Here is a 14746-nt window from a genome sequence, read left to right on the forward strand (position 1 = left end):
GATGATTCAAGGGCGCAAGACTAAGCTGCTCAATGGGCGATTACAATATCATCCTGCTGGATGTTGAGGGTGTTGCTGTCAGCGGGCAGTCGGCCCCGTGACATGGTGGGTTGTACGTCTTCCAGAGTCAGTGTCTGGCGAGTGTTGCGCAGCTCGCTCACCGGCATCTGATTGGCATCATAATGGGTGTAGAGTCTATACACGCTCAGCCGATCACCCGGTTTCAGGCCTGCCAGCGAGCCGGCGCCGATCCATGCCTCATTGCCTTCCGTACGTGTGATGCTGCTGCGGAACGGTTCACACATCAGTGTTTCATCAATATAGCGACTGATCTCCTGCAGGGTGGCCTCCACCTTCTGGCCGAAGTCCTGCTGCCAGAACAGGGGGCTCCCGAAGCCTGTTTTTTCATGTACCGGGCGGTTCCAGCGACCTGCTGTGGCGAAGGGTTGTTGCCACATCATCTGTCCTGTGAAAGTGTCAAAAATATAGAGGTCCAATACAAAGTTGCGCAGATGTTTTGAGCTGGCGAAGTCCAGCCTGCGGTAGGTGTCGAGCAGGATGTTGGGTGGACGAGGGCCCGCCGGGTTGTGCAGGCTCAGGTCCCGGATAATGCCGGTTACCAGGAACTGGGTTTGTTGCTGTTGTGCGTGATTCAAGTGGCGGGAAAGAGCGCCCTCGGACAGTTGCTGGGGGGGCTGATCCTGGTTGCCCATCAACTGCAGATTGCCACGGTCAATGACATTAAGTGTGCTCTGTTGCAAAGACTGACTGATTATCGTGGCCAGTCCCTGTTGAATGCCCTGCAGATTGCCATGGCTGGCGTCAGCGGGACGGGCGAGACTGAATCCGCCGATGGCAATCGTTTTGCGATAGGCCAGGGGAGGCTGGCCGTTGGCGCAGCCGGCCTCAGCTTCCACCTCGGCCAGGATACGCACAGTCAGCTGGCTGCCACGGATGTATTCATCGATGATGCGGATGTTGTTGAGCTGGGTCAGGCTGTTAATGCGCATATTGTCAATTTCAAGTATGCCGTCACGTACTTCCTGTGTGGTGGAAATCCAGGCGCTGCCCTGAAGGGAAGCCTGTTCTCGGGCACGACTGACCGCCAGCTCTCGGGCCCGATCAAGGTCATTATTTATAATCGGCGCCGAGCCCTCGGCCTCGATGGTGATGGCTGCAACATGGGGGATGGCCAGTGTCAGGCAGAGCAGTAGCAGACGGCAAAGTCGGGTCAGCATGATGGTCAGTGTCCTCAGGTATTGGCCAAAAGGTATGCAATTTGCGAGTGCGATGCAAACGCTGACGGCGGTACTCTCCTGTCATCGCTCCATTTTGTGGTACATTCAGAAAAATCACACCCGACAGAGAGCAAAACTGATGAGAGTGGCAGTGCTTACAGCCTGCAGTCTGCTGATGCTGTTGGCCGGCTGCGCCCAGCAGGGGCCCGGCCCGGTCCAGGCTCATGTAGTCAGCATGCATCCTCAGGTGCTTGCGCAAATAGAAGATGCCAGGTCAGAGCGGTCGTACGGCAGAACCGAGCTGAAACAGACAGGGGGTGATCGCAATGGACTGGACCCTGTCAGTGAGGCGGTTGTGCAGATGGCACATCAGCTGGAAACAGGCATGGACAAAAGCAATATCAGTCGGCTGCCGCTGGCTGTGCTGGCTTTTCGCAACCTGCTGCAACCGGGCCAGGTGGGCGAACTGGGCGAACGGCTGGGTGACAGTTTTGTTTTTCAGCTGGAGCAGCGGGGTTACAATCTGGTTGATTACCGCGCACAGAGCCTGGTGACCAGTGTAAAGCCGGATATCGAGCCCTATAACATGTCGGCCCTGCGTACCCGTCATCGAATCTACTTTGTGCTTACCGGTACCTATGCGCTGCACCCTGATGGTGTTGTGATTAACGCTCGATTGCTCGATACCACAACACGTCAGGTGCTGGCCTCTGGCCAGAGTCACATTCCGCTGTCCCGCCTGGAGCAACGCTGGCCCGGCTACAATCTGCTGGAAGCACGAGAGCGTGGCATGATCATCGAAAACCGGCAAGGTCCGGCTGGAGGTTCTCAGTGATGAGATCAGTGGTTCTGATGATTCTGGCGTTGGTGCTGACCGGTTGTGAAACTGTGGTGCATTCGGCCAAGACGGTAGCGGAAGCGTTGCCAGACGTGCACGCGAGTCCTCGAATTGAGGCGCCTGTAGAGCCGAACTGGGTCAGTGCGACCGGCTATGCGCCGATCAGTTTGCAGCCGGGGCAGACCGAACAGCAGAGGATGTTGATGGCGATGCGTGCGTCCAAGCTGCGAGCCTATCAGGAGCTGGCCGGTATCATACATGGACAGTATCTGTATGGCACTACACGGGTCGAGGACATGGTGGTGCAGAACGATAGCTTCAAAACGGCCGTTGCCGGTATCGTGCGTGGCGCACGGGTGGTCAAAAGCTACCCGGTACAGGACGATACCTATGCAACAGTGCTGGAGGTGGACCTGAATCAGGTTCAGCGCGCCTGGGTGCATGAGGCGGCACGCTGAGTCGAGATCTGCTACTGTTTCTGCACATGCTCATCCAGCTGCTGGCAGATCGCCTGCTGCAGCTGGCGGCACAGCTCGGGATCACTGATCGGCTGATTGTTGCTGTCGGTGATGAAGAAAAAGTCTTCAACCCGCTCGCCAATGCTCGAAATCTTTGCCTTGCGCACTGAAATGCCGAACTCCACAAAAATGCGGCCGATGCGTGCCAACAGGCCGGGGCGATCCGGAGTGATCACCTCCAGGATGGTTTGCTGAGATGAGGGGTCGTTGCTCAGAGTCAGGCGCGTGGGTGTAGCAAACAGCTTGAGCTGGCGCGGCACTCGGCGCTGAATGATCTCGGGGTAGTCTTCCGGGTCGTCCAGCTCTTCGGTCAGGTGGCGCTGGATGTTGGCCAGATATTCAGGGTTTTCCGACAGTGGCTGGTTGTCATCCGTCAGTACCGTGTAGGTGTTGAGAGTGCGGCCATGGTCGGTGAGGATGATACGGGCATCCTGAATGTTAAGGTGTAGCTGGTCCATGGCGGCAACCGTCGCCGGGAACAGGGTAGGCAGATCTTCACTGTAGATGAAGATCTCGGTAGCACCTTCAAAGACGCGGTAAGAAGTCTTGCGAATCAGGACCAGCGGTAGCGGGCTGTCACCGTGTTCCAGAATCGCCTGTGTATGCCAGGCGATGTTGTGCGCATCTTCTCGCAGGAAGTAGTCATCCCCCAGCAATGCCCAGTGGTCGAATATGTCCTGCTCTCGAATACCCTGGCGGGCCAGCAGCAGCATCGCTTCATGCTGTACCTGCTCGATACGGTCTTCCTTGTTGATGGGGTTTTCCAGTCCGCGGCGCAGTGAGCGTTTGGTATCCATATAGAGCTGGCGCAGCAAAGTGGCGCGCCAGCTGTTCCACAGGGTGTGATTGGTGGCATTGATATCCGCGACGGTCAGGACGTAAAGGTAGTCCAGATGTACCAAATCGCGCACCTCCATGGCGAAAGCGTGAATCACCTCCGGGTCTGAAATGTCGCGTCGCTGCGCCGTCATGGACATCTTCAGGTGGTTGCGTACCAGCCAGGCCACTAGGTGGGTGTCCCATTTGCCAAGATGATGGCGTCGACAGAAGGCTATTACATCGTCAGAACCCAGCTCCGAGTGGTCACCGCCACGGCCCTTGGCAATGTCGTGATAAAGGCCCGCAATGTACAGCAGCTCAATTTTGGGCAGCTGGTTGACGATACGGTGGGCAATGGAAAACTGTTCGCGGTATTCGCGATGACGGAACTGACGCATCTTCTGAATCACTTTCAGGGTATGCGCATCCACGGTGTAGATATGGAACAGGTCATGCTGCATCTGGCCCACGATTTTGCCGAACTCGGGAAGGTAAAGCCCCAGAATGCCGTAGCGGTTCATGCGCTTAAGTTCAGTCGACACGCGTTCCGGTGAGCGCAGCAGCTCCATAAACAGGGAGGTGTTGCGAATATCCTTGCGAAAGTCGTTGTCGATCAGATGGCGATGGTTGCGCACCAGTCGAATGGTTGAGGCGCGAACCCCCTGAATGTCAGGGTGCTGGGCCATCAGTACGAACAGCTCCATGATGGCAAAGGGGTGATGCTCGAATACCTTGTCATAGACTGCTTCCAGGTAGTTGTTGCGAATCTGAAAGCGATTGTTCAGTGGCTGGATGCTCTGCTCGTCGTCAATGCGCAGGATCGCCTCGTCGAAGTGTTGCAGCAGCATGTCGTTGAATTCCGACATGGCCATGGCGACGCGGTAATACTTGCTCATGAACTGCTCAACCGCCAGAGCGCCTTCCTGGTCTTCGTAGCCGAAGTATGTGGCGAGTGCACGCTGATGATCGAACAGCAGTCGATCCTCGCGGCGCTTGCATAGCATATGCAGGGCGTAGCGGACGGTCCAAAGATAGAGTTCGCCCTTGTTCAGGGTGTCCAGCTCGGGTTCGGTCAGGAAGCCGTGGTCCACTAGATCGCGGATGTAGGTGGCGCCAAAGTGGCGCTTGGCTACCCAGCCTACGGTCTGAAGGTCTCGCAGGCCTCCGGGCGAGTTTTTCAGGTTGGGCTCAAGATTGTATTCGGTGTTGTTGGTTTTTTCGTGGCGCTCTTTCTGTTCGGCCAGCTTGGCCTTGAAAAACTCCTTGTCGGTCCAGGCGCCCTCAGAGGTCACTCGATCATACATCTCGTTCTGCAGGGCAGGATCGCCGCAGAGCGTGCGCGACTCGATCAGGTTGGTGGCGATGGTGATGTCGTTGCGCGCTTCGTCATAACACTGGTCAATGGTGCGCACACTGGACCCCAGGTCCAGGCCTATATCCCACAGTAGAGTCAGGAAGCCACTGATGCTGTCCTGGCACTCGTTGGGATCGATCTGGTCGAACAGTAGCAGGATGTCGATATCAGAGAAGGGGTGTAGTTCTCCGCGGCCATAACCGCCCACGGCTATGAGGGCGGCCTGATGTGCCGATGGCCAGGCAAACTGGGACCAGGCAGCATCAAGGATCTGGTCCAGTACCCAGGCGCGGCCATAGATCAGGCGGCGAATGTCTTCACCCTGCCGGAACGCATCATCCATGCGTTGTTGTGCTTCACGCAACGATTCCTTGAGCACTTTCATGACCGGTCTGTCACGATTGGACAGGCTGGTGTGGAGCTGGCTGGGGTCCAGCAGCTCCGGTGCGGCTTCTAGTGGCTGAGCGGTACGGGTCATGGAAAGGGCTCGTTCAGAGTGAAATCAGGCGACCATCTCTTCCTTGCGCAGGGTCAGAATCTCGTAACCGTCAGCGGTTACCAGAACTGTATGTTCCCATTGTGCGGATAGGCGTCGGTCAGTGGTTTCAACGGTCCAGCCGTCGCGCTTGTTAAGTTTTACGTGGCGCTTGCCGGCGTTGATCATCGGTTCGATGGTGAAAATCATGCCTTCCTTGAGTTCGTCGCCGGTGCCCGCTTTGCCGTAGTGAAGTACCTGTGGGTCTTCATGGAACTCAGCGCCGATGCCGTGGCCGCAGTACTCACGGACCACTGAGTAATGATTGCTCTCGGCGTGCTTCTGGATCACTTCGCCAATATCACCCAGGTGTGCGCCAGGACGAACCAGTTCGATGCCTTTCTGCATGCATTCGCGCGTGATTTCACAGAGACGTTGGGCATGTGGGGCAACATCGCCCACGTAGAACATCTTGCTGGTGTCGCCATGGTATCCATCCTTGATCACGGTGATATCAATATTGATGATGTCGCCATTCTTGAGTTTTTTATCATTGGGGATGCCGTGACAAACCACCTGATTTACAGAGGTGCAGATCGACTTGGGGAAGCCGTGGTAGTTGAGCGGGGCAGGAATGGCCTGCTGCTTGTTAACGATGTGCTCGTGGCAGATTTGGTTCAGTTCATCGGTTGTCACGCCCGGCTTGATATATGGCTCAATCATTTCGAGAACTTCCGCTGCCAGTCGGCAGGCGGTACGCATCTTTTCAATCTCTTCCGGGGTCTTGATTTTGATAGTCATAAATACTCGGTCTTGGCGCTTGAAGGGATGCCCGTGGCTGTAGGGCGAGAAGCCGGGCGTGAACTGGCGTCTATTGTAGCGAACAAGACGCGTTCAGCCAAAGGGCGCTTCAAAAAGTGTATCGGCTATGGTATAAATCGCGCTCCCGGAAGGGATGCTCAGGCATCGATCGGGGCTTTTAAATACATCAACTGAAAACACACACATATCGTCACATGCGTTCAGGGTGCCGCCAAGCGGTTGGGCGATGGGATATGTGGAGGTTATAACCCGTTAGAGGAAATACCACAATGGCTAAAGTTTCAATGCGCGATCTGCTGAAGGCAGGTGTTCACTTCGGTCACCAGACCCGTTACTGGAACCCGAAGATGTCCAAGTTCATCTTTGGTGCGCGTAACAAGATCCATATCATTAACCTGGAGCACACCCTGCCGGCGCTGAACAACGCCCTGGATGTGGTTCAGAATATGGCCAGCAACAAGAACAAGATCATGTTTGTCGGCACCAAGCGTGCAGCGGCTAAGGTGATCAAAGAGGAAGCCGCGCGTGCCGGTATGCCTTACGTTAACCACCGCTGGCTCGGTGGCATGCTGACCAACTATAAGACCATCCGTCAGTCAATCCGTCGCCTGCGTGAGCTGGAAGCCCAGTCTCAGGACGGTACCTTTGACAAGCTGACCAAGAAAGAAGCGCTGATGCGTAGCCGTGAAATGGATAAGCTTGAGCTTTCCATCGGTGGTATCAAGGAAATGGGCGGTCTGCCTGACGCGCTGTTCGTGATCGACGTTGACCACGAGCGTATTGCCATCAACGAAGCTAACAAGCTGGGTATCCCGGTTATTGGCGTGGTTGATACCAACAGCAACCCGGATGGCATCGATCATGTTATCCCGGGTAACGACGATGCTCTGCGTGCCATCCAGATTTACGTCAAGTCAGTTGCCGATGCCTGCATCGAAGGCGCTGCTGCCAATGCCGGCAAAGGCGAGTTCGTTGAAGTCGACGCTGAAGAAGCTGCTCAGTAATAGAGTTGACAACTGACGCGTGTAAACGTGTCTGGATGTGCAAAGGGGGGCCTGGCTCCCCTTTTTTGAATTTGAATTGAAGCGATTAATAAAGAGGAACGCGACATGGCGAATATCTCTGCAGCGATGGTCAAGGAACTGCGCGAACGTACCGGCCTGGGCATGATGGAATGCAAAAAGGCACTGGTTGAATCGGAAGGCGACATCGAAAAGGCGATCGACGATCTGCGCAAGTCCTCCGGTATGAAAGCGGCTAAAAAGGCCGGTCGTACTGCCGCTGATGGTGTAGTAGCGGTCAAGGTTGCTGATGACAACAGCTATGCGATTGCGGTTGAAGTCAACTCTGAAACCGACTTCGTTGCGCGTGACGACAATTTCCTGGGCTTTGTTAACACCGTGCTGGAAAAGGCCTTTGCTGCCAAGGAAACAGACGTGGCTGCGCTGATGTCAGGTGAGCTGGAGTCTGCACGTGAAGCGCTGGTGCAGAAAATCGGTGAAAACATCAGCGTGCGTCGCCTGATGCTGGTTGAAGGCGACAAGGTTGATGCCTACGTGCACAGCACTAACCGTCTGGCTGCCATCGTGGCACTGAATGGCGGTAACGCTGACGTGGCACGTGATATTGCGATGCACGTAACCGCGGTCAACCCGCGTGTTACACGTCCGGAAGATATGCCGGAAGAAGAGCTGGTTCGTGAGAAAGAGATCATCATGGCACAGCCGGATATGGAAGGTAAGCCGCAGGAAATCAAGGAAAAGATGGCCGGTGGTCGTATCAAGAAATTCCTGGCTGAAAACAGCCTGGTTGAGCAGCCGTTCGTCAAGAATCCTGAGCAGACCGTAGGTCAGGTAGCCAAGGCTGCGGGTGCTGAAGTTGTATCCTTCGTTCGCGTTGCCGTTGGCGAAGGTATCGAGGTCGAGCACAAGGACTTCGCTGCTGAGGTTGCAGAACAGCTGAAAAAGTAAACAGCTGCTGCGCTTTCCGGCTGGGTGTAGCTCTTATGCCCAGCCGCATGCTTTCCTGCTACACTTTACGCCATTTCGTCCGCGCGGAGACAGATCATGCCTGCCAAAGATAAACAATCCAGATACAAACGACTGCTGCTGAAGCTCAGCGGCGAAGCGCTGATGGGAGAAGAGAACTTCGGGATCGATCCCAAGGTGCTCAACCGCATGGCGCTGGAAATCGGTCAGCTGGTAGGTATAGGTGTTCAGGTTGGAATGGTAATTGGTGGTGGCAACCTGTTCCGTGGCGCTGCGCTGAGTGCGGCAGGCCTGGATCGGGTTACCGGTGATCACATGGGTATGTTGGCAACAGTGATGAATGCGCTGGCCATGCGTGATGCGCTTGAGCGCTGCAATATTGCGACCCGTGTTATGTCCGCCATTCCAATGAGCGGTGTGGTTGATCAGTATGATCGCCGTAACGCAATGCGCTACCTGAATCAGGGCGATGTGGTAATCTTTGCAGCCGGTACCGGCAATCCCTTCTTTACAACCGATTCTGCTGCCTGCCTGCGCGGCATCGAAATTGAAGCGGACGTGGTCCTGAAAGCGACCAAGGTTGATGGTGTATACACGGCAGATCCGATGAAAGATCCGGATGCGCGCAGGTACACCCGTTTGAGTTTCGATGAAGTGCTGGAAAAACAGCTTGGGGTGATGGATATGACCGCCATCTGCCTGACGCGGGACCATGATATGCCGGTGCGGGTGTTTAATATGAACAAGCCCGGTGCGCTGGTGAATCTGGTGTTCGGTGGCGATGAAGGTACCCTGATTGATAGCGGCTCTGTTGCTGGAGAAAACGATGATTAATGAAATTGTTCAAGATGCTGAAGCGCGCATGAAAAAAAGCGCTGAGGCGCTGGTTGAAAACTTCAAGAAAATCCGTACCGGGCGTGCCCATCCGAGCATTCTCGACAGCATTACGGTGTCCTACTACGGCTCGGATGTGCCGATTCAGCAGGTTGCCAACGTTTCGGTAGAAGATGCCCGTACCCTGACCATTATTCCCTGGGAAAAAAAGGTCGTCAGCGATATCGAAAGAGCGATTCACAAGTCTGATCTGGGCTTGAATCCGAGCACCAACGGAGATGTGATTCGCGTGCCCATGCCCGCACTGACCGAAGAGACCCGCAAAGGCTATATTCGCCAGGCGCGCACCGAAGCGGAAAATGCCCGTGTTGCCATCCGTAATATCCGTCGCGATGCCAACGGTGATCTGAAAGATCTGCTGAAAGAAAAAGAGATCACTGAAGATGACAGCCGTCGTGGCGAAGATCAGGTGCAGAAGCTGACCGACAAGTATGTGGCCGAGGTGGATAGCCTGCTGGCACAAAAAGAATCGGACCTGATGGAAATCTGAACCAACGGAGCGGGGTACGCCCCGCCGCGGATCTGCATGGCTGTTGAGCACCAATTGACGATACCTCCGGGGCGCTCACTGCCCCGTCACATCGCCATCATTATGGATGGCAATAACCGTTGGGCCAAAGAGCGGCGACTGCCGGGGTTGGCAGGGCACAAGGCTGGTGTGGACAGTGTGCGTGCTGTCATTGAGTGCTGTGCCGAACAGGGTGTGGAAGCGCTGACGCTGTTTGCGTTCAGTAGCGAGAACTGGAAGCGGCCTGCCGTTGAGGTCAGTGGGTTGATGCAGCTCTTCATGCTTGCGCTCAAGAATGAGGTGCGCAAGCTGGCCCGTCACAATATCCGACTGCGGGTTATCGGTGATCTTTCGCGCTTCAGTCCGGAACTGCAGGCCCTGATTCGCAAGGCTGAAGCCGAAACCGCTTCCAATACTGGGCTTGCGCTCAATATTGCCGCCAATTACGGTGGTCGCTGGGATATTGTATCGGCCGCCCGTTCTCTGGCACAGCGCTGTCTTGAGGGGGCGTTGTCACCTGAGCAGATCGATGAGGAATTGTTTACTCGTCAGCTTTCATTGGCAGAGTTGCCGCCGCCGGACCTGTGCATACGCACCGGTGGAGAGCAGCGCATCAGTAATTTCCTGATCTGGCAGCTGGCCTACACTGAACTCTATTTTACCGACTGCTTCTGGCCTGACTTTGATAAGCGGGAGATGCTGGCGGCGCTGCAGTCCTATCTCACTCGTGAGCGTCGTTTTGGTAGAACCAGTGAGCAGGTGGGGGCTGATAATCAGTGTTGAAACAGCGTGTTTTGACGGCGCTGGTGCTGGCTCCTCTGGCATTGGCGGCTGTTTTTCTGTTACCGCAGGCGGCCTTTGAAATCGTGCTGGCTGTGGTTTTCTTGTATGGCAGCTGGGAATGGGGCAACCTGTGTCGGCTGTCTCTGTTTTCTCGGTTTGTTTATCTTGCCTTGCATGCCGTGGTACTGACTGTTGTGGCATTCGTTCCGGGCAGTCAGTCGGTGGCTATCGTGCTTGCCCTGCTGTTTTGGTCGGTAGCGCTGCTGTTGGTGAAAGGATATCCGGCAACGGCAGGCTACAGTCGAGTACCGTTCAGGTTGATGATGGGATTGCTGGTGCTGGTGCCGGCCTGGTACGCCGTTTCTGCTCTGCGTGCGGGTGAAAACGGCCTGACGCTGCTGCTGATGCTTCTTGTTCTGGTGTGGGGGGCTGATATTGGAGCCTACGTGGCTGGCAAGACCTGGGGGCGTCGCAAATTGCTGCCCGCAGTCAGTCCAGGCAAAACCCTTGAGGGAGCTGCTGGAGGTCTTGTGGCTTGTGTCCTGACGGGTTTTGGCTTTGCCGTTTGGCTGGAACTAAGCCTGATTGCATCGGTCACTCTGATGTTGCTGTCATTGTTGACGGGTATGGTGTCAGTGCTGGGTGATCTACTGGAAAGCATGCTCAAGCGTGAGCGCGGCATCAAGGACAGCGGTCAGCTTCTGCCGGGGCATGGCGGTGTGCTTGATCGTATCGACAGCCTGACGGCCGCGGCACCCGTATTTTTTGCGGGTCTTTATTTTGTGACAGGGGTCTGAAAACGACATCATGAGCTTGCTGCAGACGATTCTGGCTACTCTTGTGACACTTGGGTTGTTGGTCACCATACATGAATGGGGGCATTTCTGGGTGGCGCGCCGCTGTGGTGTCAAGGTGCTGAGATTCTCGGTCGGCTTCGGCAAGCCCCTCTGGATGCGTGTGGGGCGTGACGGCACTGAGTACACCATTGCAGCCATTCCTCTGGGCGGATATGTCCGCATGCTGGATGAGCGCGAAGGGGATGTTCCAGAGTCATTGCGTGCTCAGGCCTTCAATAACAAACCTGTACTACAGCGCATCGCCATTGTCGCAGCCGGGCCGCTGGTTAATTTGTTGTTTGCGGTCCTTGCCTACTGGTTTTTGTTTATTTACGGAGTTTCATCGGTCGTACCGGTGGTAGGTGATGTACGTCCAGACTCACCAGCCGCTTCCGCAAATGTGGAGTCCGGTTATGAGGTACTGGAGGTTGATGGCAATAGCGTTCGCTCATGGAGTGAGGTGAACCTCAGGCTGGCGGCGCGGGTGGGTGAAACCGGTCGTGTTGAATTGATGCTGGGCGAGCCTGCACGTGGCTATGCTCGAAGCTATTCGGTGCCAATAGAGCGTTGGGATGTTGATCTTGAGCGCGAGTCACCGGTCACCGCTCTTGGGCTTATGCCGTGGCAACCGGAAATACCGGCCGTGATCGGCTTGCTGACTGAAGACGGTCGTGCCGGGGCTGCCGGCATTCAGGTCGGGGACCGTGTGCTGAAAGTTGACGGTGAGCCGGTGGCGGACTGGATCGAGCTTGTGCACAAGGTTCAGGCAGCGCCTGAGCAGCCGCTTGAACTCATGCTTGAGCGTGAAGGGCGTATCGTCACGTTGACTGTGGTACCTGCCACCCGGGCGCTGCCTGATGGACGATCGCAAGGCTATATCGGTGCTGGCGTGTCTCCTGTTGAATATCCCGGGTCAATGCAGCGCACCCTGAGTTATGGTCCAATTGAGGCACTTGTGGCGGGTGTCGAAAAAACGGGCCAAATGATCGGTCTGACCCTGGATGCCATCGGCAAGATGATTGCTGGGGTGATCTCGGTAAAAAACTTGAGTGGTCCGATAACCATTGCTAAAGTGGCGGGGACTTCGGCTGCGTCAGGTCTGGAGTCGTTTGTCAGTTTTCTGGCCTATCTGAGTATCAGTCTCGGCGTGCTCAATTTGTTGCCGATACCTATGCTTGATGGTGGACACCTGCTCTATTACGCGGTCGAGCTGATTCGAGGGCGACCGGTCAGTGAGCGGGTTCAGATGCTGGGTCTGAGAATCGGCATGGTGTTGCTGTTCAGTTTGATGGCACTGGCGATACTCAATGACCTGGCACGGCTGTTCTGATCTGCGCCAGTTTTTCCTATCAGTCGATAACCTAACGTAAGAAGTAGTGCATGAAACGCAAACTGGGTCTGTTTTTCGTATCGATGCTATGGATGGTGCAGGCGCAGGCGGCTGCATTCCCCTTCGAAGTGAACGATATTCGTCTGGAAGGGTTGCAAAGGGTTGAGCCCGGCATCGTATTCCGTAATTTTCCTGTTACAGCCGGTGATGAGCTGACACGCTCCCAGTTGTCGGATGCGGTCAAGGCATTGTTTCGGTCGGGCTATTTTGCAGATGTGCAGGTCGAGCGTGATGGTGGTGTGCTGGTTGTACGCCTGCAGGAGCGGCCATCTGTTGCGCTGATTAATATTGATGGCAATAAGGTCATTAAAAAAGAGGATCTCCTGAACGGCCTTAAGCAATCAGGGCTGCAGGAAGGCGACGTGTTCCGTCGCGCTGCGCTGGATCAGATCAGCCAGGATCTGTTGCGTGTGTATACTTCTCAGGGGCGCTACGGTGCCGATATTCAAACCGAGGTTGAGCCTCTTTCAGGCAACCGGGTACAGTTGAATATCAATATTCGCGAAGGCCAGGTTGCCTCGATTCAGCATATCAACATAGTGGGTAATACAGTTTTCAGTGATGAAGAACTGACTGACCTGTTCTCATTAAAGTTGCCCAACTTCTGGTCCTTCTACAAAAAAGATGATCGCTATGCCCGGGAAAAACTGACCGGCGACCTTGAGCGTTTGCGTTCCTGGTATCTGGATCGCGGCTATATCAACTTTGAGATCGATTCGGCACAGGTTTCCATTACACCGGACAAGAAGCACGTCTATATCAGTGTTGCCATCACCGAAGGTGAGCAATACTCAGTGCGTGATGTGAGTGTGGCCGGCGAAATGGTGGTACCTCAGGATGTGATGCTGGGTGAGCTGAGTGTTAAGTCGGGAGAGGTTTTTTCTCGCAAGGATATGACTCAAAGCCAGGAGCGTCTGGTTCGCCTGCTTGGTGATGAGGGCTACATGTTTGCCAATGTAAGCCCCGTGCCGGAGCTGCATGAAGACAACACCGTATCCATTCGTTACTTTATTGAGCCCGGCAAGCGTACTTATGTTCGTCGTATCGCGATCAAGGGCAATACCCGCACGGCGGATGAGGTTATCCGGCGGGAGCTGGAACAGATGGAAGCCGGTATCGCCTCTACTCGGGATATCGAACGCTCTCGTACCCGTTTGGACAAGACCGGTTACTTCAAGACCGTCAATGTTGAAACGCGTCCGGTGCCTGGTACGGATGACCAGGTTGATATTGAGTACAGTGTCGAAGAGCAGCAGTCGGGTCAGTTCTCGGCCAGTATCGGCTTCTCTCAGAATGACGGCATCATTATTGATCTCGGCGTGCAGCAGGACAATTTCCTGGGCAGTGGCAAGAAAATCGGCTTCAACGTTTCCAACAGCTCAACTCGTACCGAGTACAGCTTCAACTATCTGGATCCCTATTATACGTTGGATGGGGTGAGCCGTGGCTTTAACGTTTATTACCGTGAACGCGATTACGAAGAAGACGATATCAGCTCCTATACGGCGGATGAAGCGGGAGGTGGTATCACCTTTGGCTATCCGATCGATGATTTTCAGCGTTTGAGCTTCAGTGGTGATCTCGAATTTATCCAGCTCAACACTTACCCCCAGACCGCATCTGAGGTTAAGGACTTCATTGATGATGAGGGTGACTCCTTCTTTAACTGGAAGCTGACCGCCGGCTGGAGTGATAACCGTCTTAACCGTGGCTTTTTCCCAAGCCGCGGCTATGCCCAGGGTGCCAGTTTCGAGGTGGCCGTGCCGGGCAGTGACCTGACCTATTTTCGTGCCAACTACAACAACCGCTTTTACAAACCGCTGGATGAGGATGAGACCTGGATCTTCGCTCTGCGTGGGCGTGCAGGTTATGGCGACAGTTGGGGAGATAACCAGTATCCGTTCTTCAAAAATTTCTATGCCGGCGGCCTTAAAAGCGTACGGGGCTATTCAAACAACTCGCTGGGTCCACAGGATTCCAATGAAGATCCCTTTGGCGGCAACCTGATGCTCGCCGGCAGCGCCGAGTTTATTTTCCCGATGCCATTCCTGGACGATAAGAGTGCCTGGCGCAGTCTGGTATTCATGGATGCCGGTAACGTCTACTCTACCGACAGTGGTGCGGATGTGGACTTGGGTGATCTGCGTTATTCGGTCGGTGTGGGCGTCAGCTGGCTGACGCCTATTGGTCCTTTGTCTGTGTCACTGGGCGTGCCACTGAATGACAAGGAAAACGACGATACCGAAGTGTTCCAGTTTGCACTCGGTCAGACTTTCTAAGGAG

The 14746-nt window shown here is 55.0% G+C and carries 13 protein-coding genes; 10 read left to right on the forward strand and 3 right to left on the reverse strand.

Features of this window, described 5'->3' with window-relative positions; genetic code table 11:
- Positions 1 to 29 precede the first annotated feature (29 nt).
- Positions 30 to 1238 carry a flagellar assembly protein T N-terminal domain-containing protein gene (locus BLV48_RS11185; RefSeq protein WP_091826870.1) on the reverse strand — a complete coding sequence of 403 codons (1209 nt, stop codon included), beginning with the start codon at positions 1236 to 1238 and terminating at the stop codon, positions 30 to 32.
- A 139-nt stretch (positions 1239 to 1377) separates the two neighbouring features.
- Between BLV48_RS11185 and BLV48_RS11190 the strand changes: the two genes are divergently transcribed.
- Together BLV48_RS11190 and BLV48_RS11195 are read left to right on the forward strand one after the other, a co-directional pair.
- Positions 1378 to 2073, forward strand: a complete 696-nt coding sequence (locus tag BLV48_RS11190; protein WP_091826871.1) for a FlgO family outer membrane protein — start codon at positions 1378 to 1380, stop codon at positions 2071 to 2073.
- Positions 2073 to 2534 carry an LPP20 family lipoprotein gene (locus BLV48_RS11195; protein ID WP_091826872.1) on the forward strand — a complete coding sequence of 154 codons (462 nt, stop codon included), beginning with the start codon at positions 2073 to 2075 and terminating at the stop codon, positions 2532 to 2534. Before BLV48_RS11190 ends, BLV48_RS11195 begins: the two co-directional genes overlap by 1 nt.
- 11 nt (positions 2535 to 2545) lie before the next feature.
- On the opposite strand, the gene BLV48_RS11200 is transcribed toward BLV48_RS11195, so the two are convergent.
- Positions 2546 to 5245 (reverse strand): [protein-PII] uridylyltransferase, encoded by a 2700-nt coding sequence (locus tag BLV48_RS11200; RefSeq protein WP_091826873.1) that lies wholly within the window; start codon positions 5243 to 5245, stop codon positions 2546 to 2548.
- 24 nt (positions 5246 to 5269) lie between these two features.
- Positions 5270 to 6043 carry a type I methionyl aminopeptidase gene (gene map, locus BLV48_RS11205; RefSeq protein ID WP_091826874.1) on the reverse strand — a complete coding sequence of 258 codons (774 nt, stop codon included), beginning with the start codon at positions 6041 to 6043 and terminating at the stop codon, positions 5270 to 5272.
- Positions 6044 to 6333: 290 nt separating this feature from the next.
- On the opposite strand from map, the gene rpsB reads away from it, so the two are divergent.
- From rpsB to bamA, 8 genes are all read left to right on the forward strand, one after another.
- Positions 6334 to 7068: a 30S ribosomal protein S2 gene (rpsB, locus tag BLV48_RS11210; RefSeq protein ID WP_091826875.1), complete on the forward strand. Its 735-nt coding sequence runs from the start codon at positions 6334 to 6336 to the stop codon at positions 7066 to 7068.
- 105 nt (positions 7069 to 7173) lie between these two features.
- Complete coding sequence (tsf, locus tag BLV48_RS11215) at positions 7174 to 8034, forward strand: translation elongation factor Ts (protein ID WP_091826876.1); 861 nt, start codon at positions 7174 to 7176, stop codon at positions 8032 to 8034.
- A gap of 96 nt (positions 8035 to 8130) precedes the next feature.
- Positions 8131 to 8886 carry a UMP kinase gene (pyrH, locus tag BLV48_RS11220; protein ID WP_091826877.1) on the forward strand — a complete coding sequence of 252 codons (756 nt, stop codon included), beginning with the start codon at positions 8131 to 8133 and terminating at the stop codon, positions 8884 to 8886.
- Entirely contained in the window at positions 8879 to 9436 is a 558-nt protein-coding gene (frr, locus tag BLV48_RS11225) for a ribosome recycling factor (protein ID WP_091826878.1), read from the forward strand. Before pyrH ends, frr begins: the two co-directional genes overlap by 8 nt.
- 36 nt (positions 9437 to 9472) lie before the next feature.
- Positions 9473 to 10237 (forward strand): polyprenyl diphosphate synthase, encoded by a 765-nt coding sequence (uppS, locus tag BLV48_RS11230; protein ID WP_091826879.1) that lies wholly within the window; start codon positions 9473 to 9475, stop codon positions 10235 to 10237.
- Positions 10231 to 11034, forward strand: coding sequence for a phosphatidate cytidylyltransferase (locus tag BLV48_RS11235; RefSeq protein ID WP_091826880.1), 804 nt, complete (start codon positions 10231 to 10233; stop codon positions 11032 to 11034). The genes uppS and BLV48_RS11235 overlap by 7 nt, the downstream gene beginning before the upstream one ends.
- Before the next feature lie 10 nt (positions 11035 to 11044).
- A complete protein-coding gene (gene rseP, locus BLV48_RS11240) occupies positions 11045 to 12403 on the forward strand; it encodes a sigma E protease regulator RseP (protein WP_091826881.1) in 1359 nt (452 codons plus the stop codon).
- A 50-nt stretch (positions 12404 to 12453) separates the two neighbouring features.
- The gene (bamA, locus tag BLV48_RS11245) at positions 12454 to 14742 is read left to right on the forward strand and encodes an outer membrane protein assembly factor BamA (protein WP_091826882.1); all 2289 of its coding nucleotides are present in this window, start codon (positions 12454 to 12456) and stop codon (positions 14740 to 14742) included.
- Positions 14743 to 14746: the final 4 nt, after the last annotated feature.

It is taken from the genome of Marinobacterium iners DSM 11526 (assembly GCF_900107855.1).
GTDB classification, from domain to species: Bacteria; Pseudomonadota; Gammaproteobacteria; order Pseudomonadales; family Balneatricaceae; genus Marinobacterium; species Marinobacterium iners.